This window comes from Mesorhizobium sp. P3_A10 (assembly GCF_056403175.1).
This window is the reverse complement of sequence record NZ_JBFUFZ010000002.1, coordinates 1,092,824-1,118,002: the sequence shown is the minus strand read 5'-3', so window position 1 is coordinate 1,118,002 and position 25,179 is coordinate 1,092,824. Positions and strand designations below refer to the sequence as shown.

Below are 25,179 nucleotides of genomic sequence, written 5' to 3'. Positions count from 1 at the left end.
TCTTTCTCCACCGCTTTCAAAAAACCAATTGTCATTGCTGCAAATCAAGTCTTCACGGACGGTAGTTCCGACACCAGCCGGAGCGAGGCGTTGATGCCTTCCAGCTGGTAATGCGGACGCAGGTAGAAGCGGGCATTGTAGTAGCCTGGCCGGCCTTCCACGCTGTCCACCTGCACCTCGGCGGCGGCAAGCGGGCGCTTGGCGCGCGCCTTGTCGTCGGCGAAGGCCGGGTTGGCCAGCACGTAGCGGTTGATCCACTCGGTCAGCCAGATCTGCATATCGGAGCGTTCCTTGAACGAGCCGATCTTGTCGCGCGCGATCGCCTTGAGGTAGTGCGCGAAGCGCGAGACCGGGAATAAATAGGGCAGGTTGGCGCTCAGACGCTCGTTGGACTGGGCGTCGGGATCGACCAGGCGTCCGGCCCGGGTCTCGTCGTCCTGCAGCGAGTGGGCGCCGATGAAGGCGGCCAGATCGGTGTTCTTGCGGTGCAGGATCGGCATCAGGCCGAGCTTGGCCAGTTCCGCCTCGCGCCGGTCATCGATGGCGACCTCGGTCGGACATTTCATCGCGATCGACCCGTCATCGGTCGGGAAGGAGTGCACCGGCAGGTTGAGCACCGTGCCGCCGTTCTCGACGCCGCGGATCTGGGTGCCCCAGCCATAGAGCTTGTGGCTGCGGTTGATGTTGACGCCCATCGGGAAGGCGGCGTTCATCCAGACATATTTGTGGTGATCGCCCTGCACCTCTTCCTCGAAGGAGAAGCCCTTCACCGGAACCGTATCCGCACCATAGGGCAGCCGTGCCAGCACGCGCGGCATGGTCAGGCCGATATAGCGGGCGTCCTCGCTCTCGCGCAGCGACTGCCACGAGGCATAGGCCGGATTGTTCACGATCATCTGCAGGTCTTGCGGGTTCGGCAGTTCCTGCCAGCTGTCCATGCGGAACAGGCGCGGCGAGGCGGCTGCGATAAACGGCGTGTGTGCCGAGGCGCAGATGCCGGAGATGTTGCGCAGCAGGCCGACGTCACGCGGGTGGTTCGAGAATTCATAGGCGCCGACCACGCAGCCGATCGGCTCGCCGCCGAGCATCGAATACTCGTCCGTGTAGACTTTCTTGAAGATCGGGCTCTGGTCCCACATCTGGCCCTCATAGTCTTCAAGCGTGTCGGCCAGTTGCTCCTTGGAAATGTTCATCACCCGGATCTTGAGATGCTTCGCATCCGTCTCGGTGTTGTTGATGAGATACCAAAGGCCGCGCCATGTGCCTTCCATCTCGCGCACTTCCGGCGCGTGAAGGATCTCGTTGACCTGCGTCGTCAGCATCTTGTCGATGCCAGCGATCAGCGACTTGATCGACTTGATCGAGTTGGACGAAATGGTTGTCGTCTCGGAGCGCGACTGCGCCGCCAGCGCCAGGTTGCGCACCAATTGCTGCAGCTTCTCGCTGTCGTCCTTCTTGACCTTGAAGTCCTTCTCCAGCAGTTGGCTGAATTCTCCGAGGTCGACGGCTTCGGCCTCGGCGACGGCTGCTGCGGTCTTTTGCTGTTCGGCCATGGTCTATTCCTCGCCCTTGTCGTCGTCGGACATCGCCTGGCTGGCGATCTGCGCCAGCAGCGGCTGGTTGTTCAGCAACTGGGCGATGCGCTTTTCGGCATCGACGCGGCCGTCCATGAAGCCGAGCAGTTCCTCCAGCTGGCGCCGCATCTTGAGGATCTCGGCCAGTTGCGGAACCTGTTCGGCGATCTTGTCGGGTGCGAAATCGCCCATCTTGGTGAAGGTCAGGTCGAGCGCCAGCTCTTCGTCACGCTCCTGGCCTTCGGCCTGCGGCAGCGTGTTCTTCACCCGCGCCTTGACCCTGGGTCCGAGCGCCTCCATGAACTTGGGGAACCGGTTGGCGTCTGTCTCGACGAAGGAGCGGTCCAGAACCGTCTTCGACGCTTCCCTGGTCTGCGATGCGCCCGACAGGTCGGCCATCACACCCATGACGAACGGCAGTTCGATCGTCGTCGGGCTGCCGTAGGTTTCCACATCGTAGGCGATCTGCACGCGCGGGGCGCGATTTCGCTCGATGACCTTCGCTTTGCTTTCGGCTGGCATGTGTTGCTACCTTTCATCCTTCTGGGCGGTCTTCTTGGCGTCTGGAACGCCGGCCAGCAGCCGGAATTCCTTCAGCCCCGACGGGGCGAGATCTTCCATCAGTTCAACGAAATCCATGTGCACCATCCGGCGCACGCGCCGCGCCAGATGCGGGATCGGGCTCGACGGCTCGGTGCGGTCGTAGAAGGCCACGACAAGGTCGAGGCACTTCACCACGTCATCGCGCGAGGAAATCCTGTCCGGGAGCCCCGCACTCGGTTCAGCGTAGCTTGCCATTGTCTCGGCTCCATGACCGTTTCGGACCGGCGGTCCCGGATCCGCCGGGGCGGGCGCTGGACTGGCTGCGCCATTCGTCACTGTCTCCGCTGCCGAATACCGTTCGAGGGTCGTCAGCAAACGCTGCAGAAACCGCTTTAATTCCGGAACGGCGCTGCCGCTGCCGTCCACGAGAACATTGAGCGCTGTGTCGACCGCATCGAGCGCCGCGATCACGGCCTGGGCGTCGGCAATCAGCGATGTCATTTCGGCGTTGGCCTGGTCCGCCTGCGCCGCGCAGCCGCTGCGCACCCGGTTCAAAAGCTGCCCGTGAGCGGCGACCAGGGCTGCCTTTTCGGCATTGTTCAATCCCGATGCCGCTTCCTGCAGCATGACGCGGTCGTCGAGCGCGCCTTGTTCCAGATCGCGTCCACTGATCGGTCCGATAGTGCGCGGCGAAAAGAATGTCATTTGCCGCAGGTCCGCCAGTAACCCCTGGCCATTCTGCAGGTCGAGCAGCGCGTTGATGCGGCGCAGGGCGGCATCGCGTGGCGTAGCGCTGGGTCGCAGCGCCGGGTGCATGGTTTCCCAATGCGCATCGAAGGTCTGCGCAATAAGGGTCAGGCCCTGGGCAAGCCCGGCCAGCCCTTGCTCATTGGCCAGTGCACGGGTGACGATGACAAGCAGGCGCAGGTCGCGGCCATGCGAACGCAACTCCTCCGCCTTGCCAAGCACGGCAGGCCAGTCGACCGGAACCGTCGATTGCGCGGCGGGCTTGTTGCGGCCGTCATGGACGACCTTGATCTGCGGTTCGGTGAGGCGCTCCAGCTCATGAAAGGCCGGATCGTTGCGCAAGTCCGCCCCTGACGGGTTTTCACCGTCGAGCGGATTAAGCCAGAGTGCGAGATCAATCACACTTTACCCCCAGCGACCGGCCCTGAAACCGTATGTGACCCGACGTTATCACACCGTTGCACTTTACCACAATTCAGCGACTGCCCAAAACATTAACGGAAGCTAACGCGGCCGTGTCTTGAGTGCCGAAATCCGTGGCCTGATTGCCGAACCCTGTATGTGAAATGGGTCGCATAGAGAGGAGTAATTTCGTGGTTGTTTGCAGCCAGGGGTGCGGGACTTTCCACAAACGGAAGAAACCGGCTGAATCACGCGCTTTGTCAAGTGACTGCTTATGTGGCAGGTTATCGGCAGGCAGATTGCAGGAGCACGTTCGATGGAACAGCGCCGGTCATCGCAGAGCTTCAAACGCAAGGAACTGGTCGGTAAGCTCAATCCTGTCTGTGTGCGCGCCTTCAAGGCCGCGGCCGACGCCGCCAAATTGCGCGGCAATCCGTATGTCGAACTCGTCCATTTCATCGAGCAGCTGGTGCTCTCGGATCGCTCGGATGTGCAGATGATGATCGCCGATGCCGGGGTGGATGCAAGCCGGCTAACAAGCGACATGACCCGCGCCGTCGACAAGCTGCCTTACGGCGCCACCTCGATCGAGGAATTTTCCGATCATATCTTTCATGCCATCCAGGAGGCCTGGAACCTGGCAACACTGGAATTCGGCGTCGAGGAAGTCCGCAGTGCGCATGTTTTGCTTGCCTGCCTGAAGACGCCGGTCCTGGAAGGCCTGGTGTCGAAGATCAGCGCCGAGTTCGACAAGATCGATGCCGACGCGGTCATCCCTAGGTTCGCCGATGTCGTGGAAGGTTCGCTGGAAGGCGGCGCCACCACCACTGAGGTTCCCGCCGCTGATGCGCCGCGCCGGGCTCCAGGCGGGGATTCGGCACTGGCCAAATATGCCACCGACCTGACCCAGCGCGCCCGCGACGGCAAGATCGACCCGGTCGTCGGCCGCGATCCGGAGATACGGCAGATCATCGATATCCTGATGCGGCGCCGGCAGAACAACCCGATCCTGACCGGTGAGGCCGGGGTGGGCAAAACCGCGGTGGTCGAGGGCTTTGCCTTGCGCATCGCCCAGGGTGACGTGCCGCCGACGCTTGAGGGCATCAGCGTGCGCATGCTCGACGTCGGCCTGATGCAGGCGGGCGCCAGCGTCAAGGGCGAGTTCGAGAAACGGCTGAAGGCGGTCATCGACGAGGTTCAATCCTCCGAGACGCCGGTCATCCTGTTCATCGACGAGGCCCACACCTTGATCGGCGCTGGCGGTGCGGCCGGAACAGGCGATGCCGCCAATCTTTTGAAGCCGGCGCTGGCGCGCGGCGAACTGCGCACCATCGCGGCAACCACCTGGGCCGAGTACAAGCAATATATCGAGAAGGACCCGGCGCTCACCCGCCGTTTCCAGGTGGTCAAGATCGACGAGCCGTCGGAAGCGGTGGCCGTTCTGATGCTGCGCGGCGTCGCCGGCGTGCTGGAGCAGCACCACAAGGTGCAGATACTGGATGAGGCGATCGAGGCGGCTGTCGGCCTGTCGCATCGCTACATCCCGGCACGGCAATTGCCGGACAAGGCGGTGAGCCTTCTCGACACCGCTTGCGCCAGGGTCGCAATATCGCAGCACGCCACGCCGGCCGAGGTCGAGGATATTCTGCGCCGCCGCCAGGCGCTGGAGGTCGAACAGGGCATCATCGGTCGCGAGGCGGCGATCGGCATCGACGTGACCGACCGGCAGACACGGGTCGAGACCGGGCTTGCTGAGACCGAACTCACGCTTGCCGCCGCGCAGGAGCGTTGGGGGCGGGAAAAGGCGCTGGTCGCCGAAATCCTCGAATTGCGCGCCAGGCTGCGCGGCGAGGGCGTGCCGCTCGATACGGTGGCGGCGCCGGAGGCCGATGCCGAAACGGCAGCGCCGGACGAAGAAAAGACCAAGGTGCCCAAGTCGGAGCCACCCAAGACAGAGCCGTCCAAGGCTGAAACGGCCAAGACCAAGGCGGCCAAAGCCAAGGCCGACGCCGAGGCGCCGGCGGAGGCGGAACCTCCTCCAGCCGATCCGGCAGCCGATCTCGCCCGGCTGCGCGAACTGATGGCCGAACTCGCCGAGGCGCAAGGCGAGACGCCGCTGATCCTGCCATCGGTCGACCGCAACGCGGTCGCGGCCGTGGTCCAGGACTGGACCGGCATCCCGACGGGACGGATGCTGTCGAGCCAGACCGAAAAGGCGCTCAAGCTCGCCGCAACCCTCTCCGAACGCGTTGTCGGGCAGGATCACGCCATGGAGATGATCGCCAAGCGCGTGCAGACCAGCCGTGCCGGCCTCGGCGCACCGGAAAAGCCGGTCGGCGTGTTCCTGCTCTGCGGCCCCTCGGGCGTCGGCAAGACCGAGACAGCACTGGCGCTGGCCGAGACGCTCTATGGCGGCGAGCAGAACCTGATCTCGATCAACATGTCGGAATTCCAGGAAGCCCACACCGTCTCGACGCTGAAGGGTGCGCCGCCCGGCTATGTCGGCTACGGCAAGGGCGGCATCCTGACCGAAGCGGTGCGCAGGAAACCCTATTCGGTGATCCTGCTCGACGAGGTCGAAAAGGCGCATCCCGACGTGCACGAGATCTTCTTCCAGGTCTTCGATAAGGGAATGATGGACGACAGCGAGGGCAGGCGGATCGATTTCAAGAACACGCTGATCCTGCTGACGTCGAATGTCGGTTCCGAAGTCATCATGGACCGAACCAAGAGCGGCACCGTGCGCGCCGGGCTCGACGACCTCGACACGGCGCTGCGCGGCCCGCTGTTGAAGGTCTTTCCGGCGGCCTTCCTCGGTCGCGTGGTGACCATCCCCTACTACCCGCTCTCGGATTCGATGATCGAGGCTATTACACGCCACCAGTTCGCCAAGATCGCACGGCGGCTGCGCGCAACGCACGACGCCGAACTGGTCATCGGCGACGGTGTCATGGACCTGGTCAAGGCGCGCTGCACCGAGATCGAGTCCGGCGGCCGCATGATCGACGCCATCCTGACCAACACGCTGCTGCCGGAACTCAGCCGCGGCGTGCTGAACCGCTCGCTCGACGGCGAAAAGATGACCAAGGTGACGGTGAGCGCTTCCGCGGACGGGTTTGCCTATTCGTTTGAATAGCTGCCCCGCTGCTATTGCGGTGTCTCCGCCTCGGCGCGGATCAGTTTGATGTCGGCGCCCGCCGCCCAGGCGCCGATGTCCTCGCGCCGTAACGCCGCCGCCATCATGTCGGGAAACAGGTCGGGCGTGCAGGCAAAGACCGGTATGCCGAGTGCGGCGACCGAGGCTGACATTGCCGGATCGTAACCCGGTCGGCCCTGGTCGGTCAGCGCCAGCAGCACCACGACATTGACGCCGGACCGCACCAGCGCCGCCAGCCGCCGCAGCAACTCCTGGCCGTTGCCGCCTTCATAAAGGTCGGTGATCAGCACGAAATGCGACTTGGTCGGCCGCTCGATGCGGTCGGCGCAATAGGCAACGGCCTGGTTGATGTCGGTGCCGCCGCCAAGCTGGACGCCGAACAGCACTTCGACCGGGTCGCTGAGCTCTTCGGTCAGGTCGACGATTGCCGTGTCGAAACAGACCAGCTTGGTGCGCACCACGGGCAGCGAGGCCATGACAGCCGCGAAGATCGAAGCATAGATCACAGAACTGGCCATCGAGCCGGACTGGTCGACGCACAGGACGACCTCGTCCAGGTCGACCAGCCGGCGTTGCTTGCGCATGAAGCCGACCAGCTTTTCCGGCACGATGGTTTTGTGCTCGGGCTGGTAGTGGCGAAGATTGGCCGAGATGGTGCGCGGCCAGTCTATGTCGCGCTGGCGCGGACGATTGATGCGTTTCGACCGGTCGAGCGCGCCGCGGATTGCCTCGGCGGTCTTCTGTTCCAGCCGCTGCATCAGCTTTGCGACGATGTCGGCGATGATGGTGCGGGCAATGTCCTTGGTCTTGGCCGGCATCACCGCGCGCAGCGAGATCAGGTCGGCGACGAGGTTGACGTCGGCCTCGATCGCCTTGAGAAACTCCGGCTCCATCAGCATCTGCTTCAGGTTCAGCCGCTCGAAAGCATCCTTCTGGACGATCTGGACGACCTGTGCAGGAAAGAAGGAGCGGATGTCGCCCATCCATTGCGCCACGCGCGGCGCCGAGCGGCCAAGCCCGCCGCGCCGCTTGCGTGGGTCGGCATCGGCATTAGCGCCGTCGCCGTAAAGCGCATCGAGTGCGGACGACAGCCGCTTGTCGTCACTGGAAAGGGCCGATGAAGCGTCGTCATCGGCGCCGATTGCCAGCCGCCAGCGGCGCTCCCGCCCACCATCGGCCGATGCGGCGGAGCTATCCGCCTCTGTTTCGTCTTCCATAGTCATGTCCCGCTGTTCAGCAATGTTCCAAGCCGCTCCAGGTGCCGGCGCCAGGCCTCGCCGCCATCCGGCGCCGGCGTCAGGCCGGCAGGCAGGCGCTGGGCGCGGCCGAGCACGGCCTCGATCAGCCGTCGGCGCTCCATCGAGTCCAGATTGGAGAAAACACGGCGCAGCAGCGGCAGATGCGCGATGAAGGCGTCCTCGTCGAGGGATTTTAGCCAGGCATCGACGGCGCCGCGCAGACCCTCGTCATAGATCAGCCGCTGGCCGGCAGTGCTGAAGAAGCCTTCGAAGAAGCCCGCCGCCTGCACCACCGGCGTTCCCGGCGACAGCCTGCGCCCGAGCAGCCCGGCAGCGTCCTCGGCCGACAGTTGTCCGGCCTCGTAGAGCAGATGCGCCGCGCAGCCGGCGAGCAGCGCCGTCGAGCGCTGCCCTTCCAGCACGCCGGTCAGCCCGTTGCGCCAGGCGTCGAGCACGTCTTCGCCGGGCTCGACCAGGCGGATCGCCGCGTCGGCCTTGCGCACCGCGCCGACCAGTGTCGTGGCGGCCTGCTCGTCCAGGTCGCGCACCGCATAGGGCAACGCGATCGCGCCTTCGACGATCAGCCGCTCCAACAAACCGGACAGCCGGTTGGTTTCAGTCTTGCGCGCTTCGCCGTAGCGGATGATGTCGGCAAGCGGTGGCACCGAGGCCAGGATCTCCAGGCATTCGCTGCTATGCGCCGCCCGCGCCTCCAACGCCGCAAGACCGGCGCTCGAGGCCTCGGACAGATCAGCCGTGATGGCGCTCTGGACAAGTGCCGCAAGCGTGTCGAGGCTGGCGGCGGCACCGAGCATCTGGATCAGGCGGCCATTGGCGGCCTTTTCGATGGTCGGGCCATAGATCAGGTTCTCGACCAGGCGCACGGCATATTCCGGCTCCCAGGCCAGCGTCCATTTTTCGCGAAAGGTGCCGCGGCTGCGGCCGGCATCGGCCAGTCGGCCCCACTGCACGCCGAGCACATTCAGCCGGTGCAGCAACGTCGAGCGAAACAGGCCGCTGTCGCTGCGCAGGTCGACGGATAGCTCGCGCTCCAGCGCCTCCGGCTTCAGCCGTGCCGCCTTCTGGTTGCGCTGCAGATCCTCGATCAGCGGCGCCAGCGGCGTGTCGGGTGGAATCTCGCCGACATCAGCGCCCAGCAGCAGCTCTGCCTCGACCAGCGCCCACAACAGCGCTTCGCCATTGAACAGCGCCGCGATCGCGGCGTCGCGCAATTCCTCGAAGCCGGGTTTCGGCCGATCGCGAATGGCGGCCAGTGTGCGGGCAAGCCGCTCGGCTTCGATCAGCGACGCGGTCGAGACCAGATGGCCCTTCGCCCGCAGCACCGCCGCAATCATCGCCAGCCATAGCGTCGCGGCATCGCGCCGCTCGCGCGTGCGCCACAGATGCTTGCACCAACCAGGCGCGACGACGCCGGCGCCATAGCCATAACCCAGCGCCAGACGCGGTCCAGTCCATGGCGCCCAGGTCATGGTGCTCTTGCGCTTGGCAATTCCCTTGATCAGCGCCTGATCGTTTTTCTGCGTGTGCGCCGCCTGCAGGGCCGGCACGTGCCATGCGCCGCAGACGACGGCGATCGGTCCATCGAATTCCTTGCGCGCTGCGGCAATCTCGAGCCGCATGTGCGCCTCACGCTTGGCCTCGAACGGCGCGATAGTGCCTTCGCCGTCGCGCAGCGTCGTCATCGCATCGGCGATGGCCGCGAAGATCGGACCCGGCTGCGGGTTCTGCTCGATAATGTCGGCCCACCAGCTTTCGCCATCCTCATAGCCAGCGGCCTCAGCCAGCGTGCCGATCGGATCGCTATGCGATGCCGTCTCGCTATCCTCGCCGGTTTCGTCCTTGGGCTCGACCTCGTCGCCCTCATCGGTCTTGTCGTTGTCGGTTGCCGGTGCCGCGAAGCGCGCCGATGACGGCAGGTCGATGAACCTGAGCGCTGCCTTGTTCTCCACCGCCCACACCGCTGCCTGGTATTCGGGCGAGAACTCGGCGAACGGCCAGAAACTTGTCGCGGCGGGATCGTCCTCGGGATAGCAAAGCAGCGCCACCGGCGGCTGCATTTCCGGACGCGCCAGCAGCGGCAGCAGGGCGGAAGCGTCGCTCGGTCCTTCGATCAGTGCGGCAACCGGCTGCAGGTCGCGCAGCGCCTGCACCAGGCTGGCGGCGGAGCCCGGCCCGTGATGGCGGATGCCGAAATAGGCGACGTCGCTCATGACCTCAGATCGCTGCGTTCAGCGCCGCGTAATAGCCGGCATAGTCCGGCCGCTTCTTGAGCACCGTTTCGAGATATTCCTCCAGCACCAGCTTGTCCTGCACCGGGTCCTTGATGATGGCGCCGACGAGGCTGGCGGCAAGACCTTCGGCGCCGAGCTTGCCGCTGTCGAACCATGCCGCCTGGCTGAGCCCGCCAACCATGGTGGCGATCGCCTCGGCGGTCGACAGCGAGCCCGAAGGCGTCTTCAGCGTCACCTTGCCGTCGGCGGTCGCGCCGGAGCGCAGCTCGCGGAAAATGGTCAGCACGCGGGCGATCTCCTCGCCGACATTCTTCGGCACCGGCAGGTCGAGCCCGCCGGCCATCTCGTCGACCCGCTTGGCGACAATCGCCACCTCTTCGGCCATGTCCTCGGGCAGCGGCAGCACCACCACGTTGAAGCGGCGCTTGAGCGCCGAGGACAGTTCGTTGACGCCCTTGTCGCGGTTGTTGGCTGTGGCGATGATGTTGAAGCCGCGCTGGGCATAGATCGACGTGTTGAGCTCCGGGATCGGCATCATCTTTTCCGACAGCACGGTGATCAGCGTGTCCTGCACATCGGAACCCATGCGCGTCAGTTCTTCCAGCCGGCACAGCTTGCCACTCTCCATGGCGCGGTAGAGCGGCGTCGGCACCAGCGCATCCTGGCTCGGCCCCTTGGCCAAGAGCTGAGCATAGTTCCAGCCATAGCGGATCTGGTTCTCGTCGGTGCCGGCCGTGCATTGCACGATCAGTGTGGAATTGCCCATGATGGCGGCGGCGAGATGTTCCGACACCCACGACTTGGCGGTGCCGGGCACGCCGAGCAACAGCAGCGCGCGGTCGGTGGCGAGCGTGGCCACAGCGGTTTCCATCAGCCGGCGGCGGCCGACATATTTCGGCGAAATCACCGTGCCGTCGCTTGCCTTGCCACCGAGCAGATAGGTCAGCACGGCCTTTGGCGACAGGCTCCATCCCGCCGGCTTCTGGCGGTCGTCATTGCGCGCCAGCGCCTGCAGTTCGGACGCATAGGCCTGCTCGACGGGGAGGCGGATGGCTGCGTTCATTGTGCTGTTCTCCGGATTGTCATGTGTTGGGTCCAGGCCCGGTCAGGACTGCATTGAGGCGCAGGAAAGCGAGCGACGCGGCTGCCGGCGGCATGCCGGCAGCAACAACGTCGCCGATCAATTTTTCGGCCGTCGCCGCGGTGGCGAGAAAGCCCATCGTTTCCAATAGGTCGTCGATGGTCCGTTTCATGGCGTCGTCATTGCCGGCGACAGCGGAACGCAATGCCGGCAAGGTCTGGCCGCTTGCGAGGTCGGGCCATTCCAGCCAGCTCGCTTCGACGCCTTCAGCAAGGTTGAGCGCGCCAAGATATTTCGTGTCTTTCAGGATCAGCCTGACCAGGACACGCTTTCTGCGACTGTCCAGGCGCGGCATGAGGTGAAGGACGAAAGGCGCCGGCTTGCCGCCCTCGGCGACCAGCGTATCGGCCATCTGCGCCACCGCTGCGTCACTGCCGGAAGCGCCGACCATGCGTGCGATGTAGATGTCCGCGGTGCTGTCGCTGCCGAACTGCCAGGCTGCGATGAAGTCGGCCTCGCCGACGCCGAAGCGTGCCGCGAGGTCGACCAGATTGCAGGTTTCGAACAATTCGGCGCGGCGCTTTTCCTGCGCCGGCGATTTGAGTTTTGCCGGCGTGTAGGTGGTGCGGCGGCGGATGAAGCCGGATTTGCCTTCTGCGATGAAGGCGGCGAGTTCGGCAACGGGATCGTCGGCTCCGCCATCGCCGGTGTGCTCGCCCAGCCTTGCCAGCAGTCGACCCGCCAGTTCCTGCACCTTGCCGGAGCGGTCGGTGGCCAGGCTTTTCAGGAACGGAGCGTCCGCGGCCGAGAGGCCGAAATGCATGAGTTCGATCAGCGCCAGCCGGACCTCCGCCGGTTCGCCCGGCGCCTTGGCTTCGATCAGGCTGCGGGCCGTGGCCGGGTCCCGGCGCCGCATCTCGGCCAGCGCGATGCGCCGCGCGGCGGGATAGAAATCGTCCCAGTTCTGCACCGTCAGCTGCTCCTGCGGCGCAATCTTCAGCCCCTCCACGCTGGCCTGCCAGTCGATCCAGGGCGCATAAGTGTCAGGGCTGTTCTGATCCGATGCCGACGGCATCCAGTCCATCGGATGCAGCACGTAGCCGCGGCTGGCGACAAGCGTCGCCACGCGTGCCTTGCGCCGTGCATCGGCGGCATTCTTCAGGGCCGCCCGCAACAGCGGCCGCAACCGTTCAGGCAGCAGCGGCAGGCCAAGCCTTGGCAGTGGCGGACGCCGCTTCAGCGTCTTCGGCGCCGCTGGCCGCAAGCCGACATCGAGCGCCTGCGCGGCGATCGCCAGCAACAGCCGTTCTCGTTCGTCCGGGCTTGCGCCGACGGCGATTTCCTTCCATGCGGCGGGAGCCAGATCGAATGTGGTTCCGCCTGTGATCCAGCAGTCGCGCATCGTCGCCAGGCCGGTCAGTTCGAGCTCGTTCATGACAGATCGAGCCTCCCGAAACCGCTTTGCGCGGCGAGCAGATCGAGCCGAGCGCCATTCCACAGCGCTGCCGTGGCCGCGAGATCGAGGCCAAGCACGGTCTGATCGACGGTGCCGGCGACGGGCAAAGCGATCCCTTGCGGGTCGTGCGCTGCTTGCCACCAGGCGGCGCCGCGTTCGTCGAGCAGGATCGCGCCGGCCGGCAGCATCAGCGGGCAGTCGGTCGACCAGGGCGCTGCGTCCTGATGCGATGCATGCGCGGCGAGCGGATCCTTGATTGTGCTTTGGCCGAAATCCGGCCATGCGCCGGATGCGACATCGCCCTTGCGCTCCGCCACCAGCGCGCGCAGCGGCTGGCGCGACGGATAAAACACCAGCCTTGCATCGAAGCGGTCGCCGGGCGTAAACGCCGCCGAGCGGCGGCCGGCCGAGGCCGGGAAGAAATCGAGCAGCAGCGCAAATTGCGGTGCCGGGCTTTTCAGATCGAGCAACCATGTCGAATGGCTGACGAGGCCGTCGCGGCGGGTTTCGATCTTCTCGCCGATGACTTCCCACTGGCTATCGACCTGTTTTGCATCGGGATTGGCCAGCACCTGGTCGCGGGTTTCGGACGCCGACACCAGCCGCTTCAGTTCGGGATCGTCGGGCGTCGAGCGCCAGGCCCTGGCCAATAACACCAGCTTGCCGAGTTCGCGGATCGCCGCATCCGGCCGCTCTTCGCTGCGCAGCGCCATCAGCCGCGCCGGAATCTCGTCGATGCGTCCGGCAAGCGCCGTCGCCTTCATGTCGACCAGCCGCGCGGCAATGCGGCGGCAGCGCTCGCTGCTGGCATCAGCAAAGGCGGAAAGGCCGAGCCGCAGCTGGTCGGCAATCCACTGGTCGAGTTCGTCCAGCGCGCCGGCCACCGAAGACCGCGTGTCTTCCGCCCGCTTGCGCTGCGCCGCCTCGCGGCGCTCTGCCGCCGCGGCATCTTCGATAGCGGTGCTTTCATCCGGCTGTGCGGCCTCGCCGATACTCTTGCCGGACGCATTGGCTCCCGCGCCCGGCCTTTCGCTGGCCGGCTGGGCCGTCGTCTTCCGGCGCCGGCCAAGCCAGTCATTCACCCATTCCGGCGTCGTTTCGGCTGATGTGAAGCTGGCCGGCGCCGTGGCGGCGATCCACATCAGCGCCAGCGTGTGCTTGCAGGGAAATTTCCGCGACGGGCAGGTGCATTTGTAGCCATGGTCGCCGGTGTCGACCACGGTGCGATAAGGGTTAGAGCCGGAGCCCTGGCATTCCCCCCAGATCAGCGCCTGCTGCTCATTCTTTTCGAGGCGCGGCCAGTTCGATCGCTTGGTCAGCTTCGAGGCGGCGCTCAGCGACGCCTGGTCAGGAGCAAGCGCCTCGATGGTTTTCAGTTCGAATTCCAAGCCGCGCCTCTCGTACCCCAAGCAATGCCCAGCATCAGTATAGGGTGCCGTTTGTGAAGGATTGTTGTGGCCCCGGCAAGACGAAGATGGTGCAGATCAATACAGCGGCTTGGCCATGTGCCGGGGCATCGGCCATTCGGTGGTGATGCCGGGCTGAACCGGCCGCTCGAGATAGGTCGACAGCACCACATAGCTTCGCGTCGAGGTGACCCCGGGCGTTTCATACAGGCGCTGCAGCAGGCCTTCGAGCGCTCTTGTGTCCTCGGTGCGGACCTTGATCAGCATGCATGTGTCGCCGGCCACCGAATGGATCTCCTCCACTTCCGGAAATTCGGAGATCGCCATCAGTTCCGGCGTCTTGCCCCAGCCGCTTGTGTCGACATGCACGAAGGCAAGCAGTGGCTTCTTCACCGCCTTGGGCTCGATGATGGCTGACGTGGCGCGAATGGCGCCGCTGCGCCGCAGCCGCTTGACCCGTTCATGGGCCGCCGGCGGCGAAAGGCCGACACGATCGCCGAGTTCAGCATAGCTGATTGTGGCGTCGTCGACCAGGACGCCTAATATTTTTCGGTCGATTGCGTCGAGATCGCGGGTGGCAGGCCTGTTCTGCGGAATGCCATCTGCCATTCGCCTACCTGCTTGTCGCCACCGTGTATGTGGCGCTTGCCGCGGCAAGCGGCAGTTTCCGCCTGACGCTGGCGATGGTGGCCATCTGGGGCCTTGCCAATCATTTCGGACTGAACGTGCTGGTGATGCGTCTGACGGCGCTCGACCCTTCGCGGCGCGGCACCATCATGGGTTTGAACAGCGCGGTGACCTACTTTGCGGTCTTTGTCGGCACCACCAGCTTCGGCCCGCTCTATGCGGGGTTTGGATATGCCACATGCGCTGTCGTCGCAGCGCTGCTGATGCTGGTTGCCGCTGCTGCAGCGGCGTGGCCTGCCGCAGGCCAGCGGCAAGCCGCATCGTCGATCAAGCCGGGTTAGGCTGCCGCCGCGTCCAGCCGGTCGCGCAGCATGCTCCACGGCAGCAGCATGTTCGGCGCATGCCTCAAAAGGCCGTGCAACGGGATCGGCGACGGCGGCGCAAAGGGCAGCGGCAGGTCGCGCGCGTCGGTTCCACGAGCCCAGTCGGCCAGCACCTTGCCCATCGCCGTGGTCATGGCGATGCCGCGCCCGTTGCAGGCAAAGCCGGCGATCAGGCCAGGCCCGAGATCGACGAGGCGAGGCAGGAAGTCGGGTTCGACGGCCGCCATCCCCGACCAGCTGTATTCAAGAGGCGGCAGGTCGGGAAGCTCAAGATGTTGCACAAGCCGGCGCCAGATTTTCTGCGGCACCCGCGTGTCGGCGCCGGGTCCAAAAATATGCATGCCGCCGCTGATCAGCCGGTTGTCACGATCGAAGCGGAAGGTGAAGAGATTGCGCCTGGTGTCGCCGACGCCTTGCCCGCCCGGCAGCAGGCGCGTGCGTATCTCGCGCGGCAGTGGCGCCGTGGCGATCTGAAAAACTTTCAGCGGAAAATAGGTCCGCTGCAGCGTGGGATTCAGCACCCCGCCATAGGCGTTGGTGGCGATCAGCACTCTTCCGGCACGCACCGACCCAGCCGCCGTCTTGACGGCCCAGCCGTCCGCAATGCGATCGATCGACGTGACAGTCGTGTGCTCGAAGATGCGCGCCCCGGCCTTCTCCGCCGCATCGGCCAGCCCGCGCGCATATTCCACGGGATTGAGCACACCGCCGGAACGGTCCATCCAGCCGCCGACATAGCCACGGACCCCGGTCAGGTCCTCGATCGCCCGCCTATCCAGCGTGACGACAGGTCTGCCGCGCTCTGCCCATTGGCTGGCGCGTGATTTGACCTTTTCGAAAGCGGCCGGCGAATGCGCCGGCTGGATCCATCCGCTCTGCAGCGCGTCGCATGCGATACCGTGTTGCTCGATCAGGCCGAAGACGAGGTCGGCGCTGCCGGCGGCGAAATCGATCAGCCGTTCGCCGCGTTCCGGTCCGAGATGGGCAAGGATGTCAGCCGGATCCATTTTGGCGAAGTTCGGCACCACGAAGCCGGCATTGCGGCCAGTTGCGCCCCAGGCAATGATTTCGGCTTCGAGGACGACGACCGAGCGTCCTTGTTCTGCAGCGTGCAGCGCAGTCGACAGGCCGGTGAAGCCGCCGCCGACAATCGCCAGATCGACATCGAGTGCGCCATTGAGAGCCGGCCGTCCGCGGCGATTGCGGCCGATGGCCTGCCAGAGCGAAAGGCTGCGCGAGCCGGCCATGTCCTCCGTCACTTGCTCTCGCCTGCCACTGCTTTTGCAGCCTTGTCGAACCGCGCCCGCAACGGCCTGTCGCCGAACAGGCCATTCGGCCGAACCAGAAGGATAACGCACAGCATGACGCCGATGGCGACGATCTGCAGCGAGGCGGCGCGCGCCTGCTGTTCCGGCGGGAACAGCAGGCTGGTCAGCGTGCCTGACCCCGCCCATATCGCCCAGACCAGGATGCTGCCGACGATGGCGCCGAGATTGCTGCCCGAGCCGCCGACGATCAGCATCACCCAGACCTGGAAGGTCAGGATCGGCAGATAATTGTCCGGCGCGATGAAGCCAGTGAAATGCGCCTGCAGCGCGCCGGCCAGCGCCATGATGGCGCCGCCGACGGCAAAAGCTTGCACGCGGTAGAAACGCGCGCTCTTGCCTAGGGATATCGCCGCCCGCTCGTCCTCGCGCAACGCCTTCAACACGCGTCCCCAGGGGCTGCGCGATAGATGTTCGAGCGCGAAATAGACGATCAGCGTCACCGTCGAGACGACGGCCAGGTTCGACAGGTTGAACAGCAGGGGTGTTTCGGCAAGGCTGCCGAAAGGGCGGGGGATGAAGCCGATGCCGAATGGGCCGCCGGTCAGTTTCTGCGCATTGAGCGCCACCAGTTGCACGACGACGGCGACGCCGAAAGTGGTGATCGCCAGATAGTCCGATCTCAGGCGCAGCGTGGCCATGCCGGTGATGGCGGCGGCGATGCCACCGACCAGCATGGCGCCGAGCCAGCCGACCAGGATTGGCAGGCCGAAGCCACCCAGCCGCGCGGCATCATCGGGCGTGGTCAACAGCGCCGAGGTGTAGGCGCCGATGGCGACGAAGCCGGCAAGGCCGACATTGAACAGCCCGGTCAAGCCCCACTGCAGATTGAGCCCCAGCGTGACCAGCGAGAAGATCAGCGCGGTGGTCAGGAAGAAGGCGCCGTAGCCGAGCAGATCCATCAGCGTTCCCTCACTCCAAAGAGACCGACCGGCCGCACGAACAGCACCGCCATCAGGATGATGAAGGAGACTGCCGCTCGCCATTCGGCGCCGATCAACTGCACCGCGCCGGCTTCAGCCAGACCGATGATCAAGCCGCCGAGAACGGCGCCCGGCACGCTGCCGATGCCGCCGAGGATGGCGGCAGCGAACATCGGCAGCAGCATGTCGAACCCCATGAACGGGCGGATCTGGATGAGAATGCCGATCATGACGCCGGCGACGCAAGCGAGCGCGCCGCCAATGAGCCAGGTGACGCTCACCACCCTGGCAACGTCGATGCCGACAATGCGGGCCAGCGCCGCATTCTGGCTCAGGGCCTGCATCGAGCGGCCGGTCTGCGTGCGTGTGATCAAAAGATGCACGCCGAGCACCAGCACGGCGGTCAGCAGCAGCAGCGCGATTTGATCGGGGGTAATGCGAATGCCGAAACCGACCGGCATAGCGATCTGGATGGCGCGGCTGAAATAGGTCGGCCGCGAGGTGAAGGTGAATTCGAGCAGGCTTCTCAACGCCATAGAGGCGCCGAAGCTCGCCATCACCACGATGATCGCCTGGCCCTTGGCGCGCAGCCGCGCGAACAGCACAAAGTCGAGCAGCAACGCCAGCAGGCCGGTCAGCGCCATGCCGATGAGGAGCGCCACGATCAGCGGCCAGCCGAAGGAGAGTGGCGCGATCGGCGCCACCTTGCCGACCACAGCACCTATGACGCTGACGACGGCCAGCGTCGCATAGGTGCCCCAGGCCATGAAGTCGCCATGGGCGAAGTTGGAAAAGCGCAGGATCGAATAGGTCAACGTGACGCCGATGGCGCCGAGGCCGATCATCGAGCCTGTCAAAAGTCCGTCGACGACAAATTGCAGGTTCATGCCGGGCTCCCTTTCTCGGAGGCCTGTCGGCGCTGGCCGAGATAGAGTTCGGCAACGACCGGATCGTTCCAGAGCTCGGAGGCGACGCCCTCGTGCCGGTCCTTGCCATCGACCAGCACATAGGCGCGATCGCCGATGGCAAGCGCGGCCTTGGCGTTCTGTTCGACCAAAAGGATGGTGACGCCGGACTTGCGGATGCCGGCCAGCATCTCGAACACCATCGAGACGAATTTCGGCGACAGGCCGGCCGAAGGCTCGTCGAGCACCAGCACCTTGGGATGGACGATCAGCGCCCGAGCGACCGCCAGCATCTGCCGTTGTCCGCCCGAAAGATTGCCGGCGGCGGTGCAGCGCTGCCGGGCAAGATCCGGGAAGGCCGCGTACATCTCCTCGATGCGGGCTGGGATTTCGCGGCGCTCGATGATGCCGCAGGCAACTCTGAGATTGTCCTCGACCGACATTAGCGGGAAGACGTTTTCAGTTTGTGGCACGAAGGCGAGGCCAAGGCGGACCATGGTGTGGGCGGGTGCGGACGTGATGTCCTTGCCGTCCAGCGTCACCGTGCCTGATGTGATCGGGACGAGACCGGCAACGGCCTTGATCAGGCTCGACTTGCCGGCGCCGTTGGGGCCAAGCACGACGACGATCTCGCCCCTGCTGACAGTGATCGAGGCGCCGCGCACGATCGGCACGCCGGGCTCGTAGCCGGCTTCGAGGTCGCGGACATCGAGAACGATCTCGCTCATGCCGCGCCTCCGAGATAGGCCTCGATGACGCGCGGATCGCGCGCCACCTCGTCTGCCGTGCCTTCGCACAGAAGCTGGCCGCTCGCCATGACGAGAACTCGGTGGCAGAGCCGGCTCACCATGTCGATATTGTGCTCGATCAAAAGGAAGGTGATGCCGCGCGCGTTGATGTCGCGAATGCGGTCGATGATGACTTCGAGCAGGCTCGCATTGACGCCGGCAGCCGGCTCGTCGAGCAGGATGATCGCCGGGTCGGCCATCATCACGCGGGCAAGTTCGAGCAGCTTGCGCTGGCCGCCGGACAGCACGCGCGCCGGCTCATGCGCCAAATGGGTAAGTGCGACCAGCTCGAGCAGCTCCAAGGCCTTTTTCTCGCCGGCCCTTTCTTCAGCGGCGACCCGCCGCGGCGTGAGGAAGTTGGCGAGCAGCTTCTCGCCAGCCTGGCCCTGCGCAGCCAGCATGACGTTTTCGATCAGCGTCAGATTGGGCAGCGGCCGGGGAATCTGGAAGGTGCGGCCAAGGCCGCGGCCGATGCGGCGGTGCGCGGCTTCGCCCGAGACCAGCGTGCCGTTGAGAAAGATCTCGCCGCTGGAAGGCAGGATGCTGCCGGCGAGCAGATCGAACATCGTCGTCTTGCCGGCGCCGTTCGGGCCGATGAGGCCAAGGATTTCGCCCGGCCTGACCTCAAACGAGACGTCGTTGACCGCGACGAGGCCGCCAAAGCGCCTGACGACGTTCTTCGCCGCCAGCACTGGTGCGGGGGTCTCGTCCTGTCGTGCCGTTGTCTCGCTCATGCACCCCTCTGGCCGAGCGGTCGTTGCCGCTTTCTGATTTTTTTGATTTGTGATCACACTTGCTTTGATCACGCTAATCGGCTTTAATTTTCTCCGCAAGCCGAAAACGGGCCGAAGCGGGCCAAGACCGGGAATGTCATGCAAAAGGCTGCCATCGAGCGAAACAATGAGGCGATCGCAGCCCAGCTGACGCCGGTCGGCCGCGAGACCGTGCAGGATCGCGTCTATTCGGAATTGCGTCGCGCCTTGATCGGCGGCCTGTTCGAGCCAAGCCAGGTGCTGACCATACGCGGGCTCGCCGATGCGCTGGTCACCTCGACTATGCCGGTGCGCGAGGCGCTTGGACGGCTGATCACCGAACAGGCGCTGGAGGCGCTGCCCAACCGTTCCGTGCGCGTGCCGCCGATCACGCTGGAGCGCATCGACGATCTTTTACGTGCTCGCTCCCTGATCGAAGGCGAAGCGATCGCGCTCGCCGCAACGCGCATGGGCCCACGCCAGATCGCCAGGATCGAAACCATGCTCGGTGAGTGGGACGAGATGCGGGCGCTGAAGCACAAGAAGGATATCGACCGCGAAGCGACGCTTAACCAGAGTTTTCATTTCGAAATCTACCGCTGCTGCGGGTCGGCCGTCTTGATCCCGATGATCGAGAGCCTCTGGCTGCAATCGGGACCTTGTATCCGCGTCGCCATCTACGCCTTCTCCGAGGCCGGCGAGGTCGACACCGCCCACTATCACCGTCGCATCGTTGCAGCGCTTGCCAAGCAGGATGCGCAAGCGGCGCGCGAGGCGCTGGTGGCTGACATCAGCCGGCCCTTTGCCTTCCTGCGTGACAAGCTTCAATCGGCGAAGGACTGACATGAGCAAGCCCGCCATCAGGATTACAGAACCACGCTCGAAGCTTTCCGTGACGGCGCTGCTGTTGCCGGAGAAGGCTCCCGAAAACGCCACCTTCCTGCTGGCGTATCTGGCGCAGCCGCGCATCGTCCCGGGTATCCATGCGATGTGGACCGGCCCGGAGATTTCCTGCCCGGTTCCATCGGCACAGCTCGAGGGGGAGGCCTATGCCAGGCCCTTGCCGGCAGAGAATGCAACGCTGACGCCGCAGCCGGGTGACATCGTGCTCTCCTATGTCCCGCCGCGCATGTGGGGCGGCAGTCCCAATCCGATCTTCGACATCGGCCTGTACTACGGGCCGGGCGCGCGCCTGCTGTTTCCGATCGGCTGGCTCGCCGGCAGCGTTGTCGCGCAAGTGGTGCCCGAGCAGCGCGAGCATCTGGCGGCCGCTTGCGGCATCATCCGCCGCAACGGCGCCTGCGACATCACCTTCAGCCTGGTGGAGGTCTGAATGGCTGACGACAGTTTCGAACTCTTCGATCTTCGCGTCGAGGCGGTCATCCCTAAGGGTAAGCCGATCTATTGCGGCGCCAAGGCCGGCGACTATTTCGAACTCAAGGGCGAGATGCTGTCGATGCCGGCGGGGCAGAGTTTTTCGATCTATTCGATCTCGGCCGTGTTGCCGTTTCTCGCGGCAAAACAGCGTCCGACCCACAAGAACGACTGGATGACATCGGACGCCGAGATCGCCTGTCCCGATCCCAATTGCGCCAGCCGGCTGAGGATCGTCAGGCTGGCCAAGCGCCGGTTCAGCCATGCCGAGACCACGGCAGTGCCGCTGCCGAAGGAAGAGTGACCAGACATGACCGCCAAGACCTTCGAACTCGGCCCCAGCTACACCATCTCGCGCGTCATTCGCGGCGGCTGGCAGCTGGCCGGCGGCCACGGCGCCATCGACCGCGAGCAAGCGGTGGCTGATCTGATCGCCACCTTCGATGCAGGCATCTGGACCTATGATTGCGCCGATATCTACACCGGTGTCGAGGAGCTGATCGGTGCAGCGCGCCTGCGGCTGGCCAATGAACGCGGTCTCGATGCCGCCGCCAGGATGAAGGTGCACACCAAGCTGGTGCCCGATCTCGAACGGCTTGCCAGCATCAGCCGCGACTATATCAGAGGCATCGTTGACCAGTCGCTGCGGCGGCTGAAGACCGAGCGGCTCGACCTCGTGCAATTCCACTGGTGGGATTACGCGCTGCCCGGCTACGTCGATGCGATAGGCTGGCTGAACGAGCTGCGCCTCGAAGGCAAGGTGCGCAATGTCGGCACCACCAATTTCGACACGCCACGACTGGCCGAAATCCTCAAGACCGGTGTGCCGCTGGTCAGCCAGCAGCTGCAGTATTCGGTGCTCGACCAGCGGCCGGCCAATAGCCTTGCCGCGCTCGCCAGCCAGAACGGCATCAGCTTTCTCTGCTACGGCTCCGTTGCCGGCGGCTTCCTGAGCGACAAATGGCTGGGCGCTGCCGAGCCGAAGACGCCGCTCGAGAACCGGTCGCTGATCAAATACAAACTGATCATCGACGATTTCGGCGGCTGGGAGCTGTTCCAGCAGTTGCTCGGGGAATTGAAGACCGTCGGCGACCGCCACGGCGTCGATATCGCCACCATCGCCAGCGCCTGGGTATTGGAGCAGCCGCAAGTGGCTGCCGTGATCGTCGGTGCTCGCAATCAGGCGCATGCGCTCGCCAATGCGAAAATCATGGACGTCGCGCTCGACGCCGACGACCGGGCGCGGATCGCTGCCGTCATCGCGCAAAGCGGTGGCCCCTTGGGCGACGTATACACGCTGGAGCGCGACCGCCACGGTCGCCACGGTTCGATCATGCACTACAATCTGAATGCAGGCCGGATATGAGCACCTCCCTCTTTTCACGCGCCAGCGCCGAAATTGTCGACCTGCATCGCTTCTTCGTCGACTGGTTCGTCGAGGCCCGCGCTGGCGCGGTGGATTTCAGCCGTTTCGAAGCCGTGATGGGTGAGGGCCTCACCATGGTCGCGCCGAGCGGTCATATCCTCGATCGCGAGGCCGTCGTCGGCCATGTCCGGGACAGCCGGGCTACTTGCGACGACGGCTTTACCATCGAGATCGAGGACATCCGGCCCGGCTGGCAGACGACGGACACGATCGTCGTCCTTTACGTCGAAGCGCAGCTGCGTGGCGGCAAGCACAGCCGCCGCCAGTCGAGTGCTGTTTTCACCACCAGTTCATCGGCGCCGAACGGCGTCGAATGGCGACATCTGCATGAAACCTGGCTGCAGGTGCCGGAAAGCTGAACAGGCTTAAGAGACGAAATTAGAGTCGAGTAACGAAAGGGGAACAACAATGACAAAGACGATACTTCAAATCACCACCGCGCTCGCTTTGCTGACCGCAGCCGGTGCTGCGCACGCCGCCGATTGCAAGATCACCGTCGGCCTGGTCATGGAACTGACCGGCCCGGCCGGCGAATACGGCCAGGCCGGCGCCAAGTCGGTCGAAATGGCGTTCCGCGACATCAATGCCGCCGGCGGAGTACGTGGCTGCGATCTCGCCACCGACACCCGCGACAGCCAGAGCCAGGGCAATATCGCGGTCGATGCCGCGACCCAGCTGGTGCAGGTCAAGAAGGTGCCGGTCATCATCGGCGGCATCATCTCTTCGGTGTCGATCCCGATCCTGACCTCGGTCACCGGTCCGGCCAAGATCGTGCAGGTCTCGCCGGCTTCGTCCTCGCCGACGCTGACGACGCTCGGCCGCGACGGCAAGACCAACGGCATCTTCTTCCGCACCATCACCTCGGATGCGCTGCAGGGCGTTGCCGCCGGCAAATATGCCATCGACAAGGGCTTCAAGAAGCTGTCGATCATCCACGTCAACAACGACTTCGGCGTCAACATGGCGGCTGAATTCTCGCGTGCCTACAAAGCGCTCGGCGGTGTCATCATCTCCGACACGCCTTACAATGAAAAACAGTCGAGCTACGCCTCCGAAGTTACGGCGGCGATGGCCGGCGAACCGGACGGGCTCTATCTCGTCAGCACGCCGGTCGATGGTGCCACCATCGCCCGCGCCTGGATTTCGCAAGGCGGCGTGCAGAAGTTCCTGCTCAATGACGGCATGAACAGCCCTGACTTCATCGAATCCGTCGGCGCCGATTATCTGAAGGATGCCTATGGCACCTCCTCGGGCACCAGCCCGACGGCCTCCACCGACTATTTCATGAAGAACTACAAGGAGTTCTCCGGCATCGAACCGTCGAACCCGGCCGCCGACCGTTCCTATGATGCCGGCGCCATCGTCGGGCTGGCCATCGCCATTGCCGGCTCCGAGGATCCGGCCAAGATCAAGGACGCCATGTACAAGGCGGTCGATCCGGCCGGCACGCCGATCTTTGCCGGCAAGGAGGAGTTCGCCAAGGCACTCGGCCTGATCAAGGACGGCAAGCCGATCCGTTACGAAGGCGTCATCGGCCCGGTCGCCTTCGACAAATATGGCGACATCACCGGCCCGTTCCGCCTCTGGAAAATCGTCGACGGCAAGGTGACGACCGACGGCGAAATGACGACAGATGACGTCAACGCACTGCAGGCCAAGCTGACCAAGTAGGCACTGTGTTGCAGACATAAAGAACCCCGGATCGAAAGATCCGGGGGTTTTCAGACGAGGACAGTTGCGTTCCGGCGTCGATGCCTTGCCGTCTACAGCACCGCTGCACCACCACCGACCAGATAGCCGTAGCCGAGCGGATCGCGGTCATCGACGAGCAGCCGCGAATGGGCGGTGATCCAGGCACTTCCCTCGACTTGCGGAACGATGCCGCCAATGCCGTCCTGCACGCCGGCACTGACCGGCATGCCGTGATACAGAGTTCCCATCAATCCTTCGTTGATGAACGATTGGCCGATCTCAAGTTGCCCCAGCGCCACCAGTGTCGCCATGCGCGCGCAGGTCGCGGTTCCGCATGGTGAGCGATCGAACGATCCCGCCACTGATACCGGAACGTTGAAGCCTGCCGCCTGCGGGTCACGCGGTGTGTCGGTCCAAACGATGTTGCCGACAATAGGAGGCTTTCCGCTGCGCGGATCGACCGTCGTCAATTGTGCCGCGATCCTGGCCCGGATGTCTTGCGCGGCGACGATCAGCGCATCGATCGCATTCGCTTCGACATGAAGACCGGCGGCCGCCACGTCAATGAAGGCATACCATTGACCGCCATGAGCGATGTGGACCGGCACGGTCCGACGGTCATCCAGTCGCAGTTCCAATGAGCACAGATAGAATGCAAAGCCGAGCCGGAAGGCCACCGCCTCACAGCGCCCGTTCTTCAATGTGGCGCGCAGTTCGACGAGACCCGCGGGCGTGCGCAACCTGAATTCGAAGGCTCCCGAATATTCCGGCATTGTCGGCCCAACCAGGCCAAGCTCGATCAGCGTCGTCGCCGCTCCGATCGTTGCGTGACCGCACATGTCCGGGTAGGTCGCGGCATCCATGTAGACGACACCATAGTCATCGCCTGGACTTGCGGGCGCGATGAGCGCGACCGAAAACATCGAGCGATGGCCGCGCGGCTCGAACACCGAGACACGCCGCACCCAGTCGCGTTCGCGCCGCAACAGTTCGCGCGCTTCGTTGGGATCGAGCCCCGGCACCAGATCGGCGCCGGCGATGACGACCCGCGTCGGCTGGCCGCAAGTATGCGAGTCCACCACCTCCAGCATTCGGGACGCCGTCCGGGGCAGACGCGACAAGTCGGGA

The 25,179-nt window shown here is 64.7% G+C and carries 22 protein-coding genes and 1 pseudogene; 8 read left to right on the top strand and 15 right to left on the bottom strand.

Annotated features, from left to right (window positions below; genetic code table 11):
• Positions 1-44: 44 nt before the first annotated feature.
• From tssC to tssA, 3 genes are read right to left on the bottom strand one after another with little or no spacing between them, the layout of a single operon-like run.
• Positions 45-1,553: a type VI secretion system contractile sheath large subunit gene (tssC, locus tag AC1DXU_RS12185; protein WP_477315625.1), complete on the bottom strand. Its 1,509-nt coding sequence runs from the start codon at positions 1,551-1,553 to the stop codon at positions 45-47.
• A 3-nt stretch (positions 1,554-1,556) separates the two neighbouring features.
• Entirely contained in the window at positions 1,557-2,096 is a 540-nt protein-coding gene (gene tssB, locus AC1DXU_RS12180; protein WP_477368577.1) for a type VI secretion system contractile sheath small subunit, read from the bottom strand.
• Positions 2,097-2,102: 6 nt separating this feature from the next.
• On the bottom strand, positions 2,103-3,266 hold the full coding sequence (tssA, locus tag AC1DXU_RS12175; RefSeq protein ID WP_477368574.1) for a type VI secretion system protein TssA: 1,164 nt from the start codon (positions 3,264-3,266) through the stop codon (positions 2,103-2,105).
• 316 nt (positions 3,267-3,582) lie between these two features.
• On the opposite strand from tssA, the gene tssH reads away from it, so the two are divergent.
• Positions 3,583-6,402, top strand: a complete 2,820-nt coding sequence (gene tssH, locus AC1DXU_RS12170) for a type VI secretion system ATPase TssH (RefSeq protein ID WP_477368571.1) — start codon at positions 3,583-3,585, stop codon at positions 6,400-6,402.
• 11 nt (positions 6,403-6,413) lie between these two features.
• Here the strand turns inward: tssH and AC1DXU_RS12165 are convergent, their stop codons facing one another.
• From AC1DXU_RS12165 to AC1DXU_RS12140, 6 genes are all read right to left on the bottom strand, one after another.
• Positions 6,414-7,640 (bottom strand): VWA domain-containing protein, encoded by a 1,227-nt coding sequence (locus AC1DXU_RS12165; RefSeq protein ID WP_477368568.1) that lies wholly within the window; start codon positions 7,638-7,640, stop codon positions 6,414-6,416.
• Between the two features lie 2 nt (positions 7,641-7,642).
• A complete protein-coding gene (locus tag AC1DXU_RS12160; protein ID WP_477368565.1) occupies positions 7,643-9,892 on the bottom strand; it encodes a DUF5682 family protein in 2,250 nt (749 codons plus the stop codon).
• Positions 9,893-9,896: 4 nt separating this feature from the next.
• Positions 9,897-10,976, bottom strand: a complete 1,080-nt coding sequence (locus AC1DXU_RS12155; RefSeq protein WP_477368563.1) for an ATP-binding protein — start codon at positions 10,974-10,976, stop codon at positions 9,897-9,899.
• Between the two features lie 19 nt (positions 10,977-10,995).
• Entirely contained in the window at positions 10,996-12,429 is a 1,434-nt protein-coding gene (locus tag AC1DXU_RS12150) for a DUF5691 domain-containing protein (protein ID WP_477368560.1), read from the bottom strand.
• Positions 12,426-13,838 (bottom strand): SWIM zinc finger family protein, encoded by a 1,413-nt coding sequence (locus AC1DXU_RS12145; RefSeq protein ID WP_477368557.1) that lies wholly within the window; start codon positions 13,836-13,838, stop codon positions 12,426-12,428. The genes AC1DXU_RS12150 and AC1DXU_RS12145 overlap by 4 nt, the downstream gene beginning before the upstream one ends.
• Positions 13,839-13,934: 96 nt before the next feature.
• Positions 13,935-14,465: an Lrp/AsnC family transcriptional regulator gene (locus tag AC1DXU_RS12140; protein ID WP_477368554.1), complete on the bottom strand. Its 531-nt coding sequence runs from the start codon at positions 14,463-14,465 to the stop codon at positions 13,935-13,937.
• Between AC1DXU_RS12140 and AC1DXU_RS12135 the strand changes: the two are divergent.
• Positions 14,459-14,824: pseudogene (locus AC1DXU_RS12135) on the top strand (hypothetical protein); the annotation flags it as partial. The gene AC1DXU_RS12140 and the pseudogene AC1DXU_RS12135 overlap by 7 nt on opposite strands.
• Here AC1DXU_RS12135 and AC1DXU_RS12130 read toward each other — a convergent pair.
• From AC1DXU_RS12130 to AC1DXU_RS12110, 5 genes are read right to left on the bottom strand one after another with little or no spacing between them, the layout of a single operon-like run.
• Entirely contained in the window at positions 14,821-16,113 is a 1,293-nt protein-coding gene (locus tag AC1DXU_RS12130; RefSeq protein WP_477368952.1) for an NAD(P)/FAD-dependent oxidoreductase, read from the bottom strand. The pseudogene AC1DXU_RS12135 and the gene AC1DXU_RS12130 sit on opposite strands and share 4 nt — an antisense overlap.
• A gap of 8 nt (positions 16,114-16,121) precedes the next feature.
• On the bottom strand, positions 16,122-17,096 hold the full coding sequence (locus tag AC1DXU_RS12125) for a branched-chain amino acid ABC transporter permease (protein ID WP_477368950.1): 975 nt from the start codon (positions 17,094-17,096) through the stop codon (positions 16,122-16,124).
• Positions 17,093-18,001, bottom strand: a complete 909-nt coding sequence (locus AC1DXU_RS12120) for a branched-chain amino acid ABC transporter permease (protein ID WP_477368551.1) — start codon at positions 17,999-18,001, stop codon at positions 17,093-17,095. The genes AC1DXU_RS12125 and AC1DXU_RS12120 overlap by 4 nt, the downstream gene beginning before the upstream one ends.
• A complete protein-coding gene (locus tag AC1DXU_RS12115; RefSeq protein ID WP_477368548.1) occupies positions 17,998-18,747 on the bottom strand; it encodes a branched-chain amino acid ABC transporter ATP-binding protein in 750 nt (249 codons plus the stop codon). Before AC1DXU_RS12115 ends, AC1DXU_RS12120 begins: the two co-directional genes overlap by 4 nt.
• The gene (locus tag AC1DXU_RS12110; RefSeq protein WP_477368545.1) at positions 18,744-19,541 is read right to left on the bottom strand and encodes an ABC transporter ATP-binding protein; all 798 of its coding nucleotides are present in this window, start codon (positions 19,539-19,541) and stop codon (positions 18,744-18,746) included. The genes AC1DXU_RS12115 and AC1DXU_RS12110 overlap by 4 nt, the downstream gene beginning before the upstream one ends.
• A gap of 138 nt (positions 19,542-19,679) precedes the next feature.
• Here AC1DXU_RS12110 and AC1DXU_RS12105 point away from each other — a divergent pair, with 138 nt between their 5' ends.
• Genes AC1DXU_RS12105 through AC1DXU_RS12080 form a run of 6 tightly spaced genes read left to right on the top strand, consistent with a single transcriptional unit; the run spans position 19,680 to position 24,030 of the window.
• A complete protein-coding gene (locus AC1DXU_RS12105) occupies positions 19,680-20,402 on the top strand; it encodes a GntR family transcriptional regulator (RefSeq protein ID WP_477368542.1) in 723 nt (240 codons plus the stop codon).
• Position 20,403: 1 nt separating this feature from the next.
• Positions 20,404-20,892 carry a DUF3830 family protein gene (locus tag AC1DXU_RS12100; RefSeq protein ID WP_477368539.1) on the top strand — a complete coding sequence of 163 codons (489 nt, stop codon included), beginning with the start codon at positions 20,404-20,406 and terminating at the stop codon, positions 20,890-20,892.
• Positions 20,893-21,237, top strand: a complete 345-nt coding sequence (locus tag AC1DXU_RS12095) for a TIGR04076 family protein (protein WP_477368536.1) — start codon at positions 20,893-20,895, stop codon at positions 21,235-21,237.
• Between the two features lie 6 nt (positions 21,238-21,243).
• Positions 21,244-22,299 carry an aldo/keto reductase gene (locus tag AC1DXU_RS12090; RefSeq protein WP_477368533.1) on the top strand — a complete coding sequence of 352 codons (1,056 nt, stop codon included), beginning with the start codon at positions 21,244-21,246 and terminating at the stop codon, positions 22,297-22,299.
• On the top strand, positions 22,296-22,718 hold the full coding sequence (locus AC1DXU_RS12085) for a hypothetical protein (RefSeq protein WP_477368530.1): 423 nt from the start codon (positions 22,296-22,298) through the stop codon (positions 22,716-22,718). The genes AC1DXU_RS12090 and AC1DXU_RS12085 overlap by 4 nt, the downstream gene beginning before the upstream one ends.
• A 49-nt stretch (positions 22,719-22,767) precedes the next feature.
• Positions 22,768-24,030 (top strand): ABC transporter substrate-binding protein, encoded by a 1,263-nt coding sequence (locus AC1DXU_RS12080; protein WP_477368527.1) that lies wholly within the window; start codon positions 22,768-22,770, stop codon positions 24,028-24,030.
• Between the two features lie 92 nt (positions 24,031-24,122).
• On the opposite strand, the gene AC1DXU_RS12075 is transcribed toward AC1DXU_RS12080, so the two are convergent.
• Positions 24,123-25,142 carry a proline racemase family protein gene (locus tag AC1DXU_RS12075; RefSeq protein WP_477368524.1) on the bottom strand — a complete coding sequence of 340 codons (1,020 nt, stop codon included), beginning with the start codon at positions 25,140-25,142 and terminating at the stop codon, positions 24,123-24,125.
• Positions 25,143-25,179 lie beyond the last annotated feature (37 nt).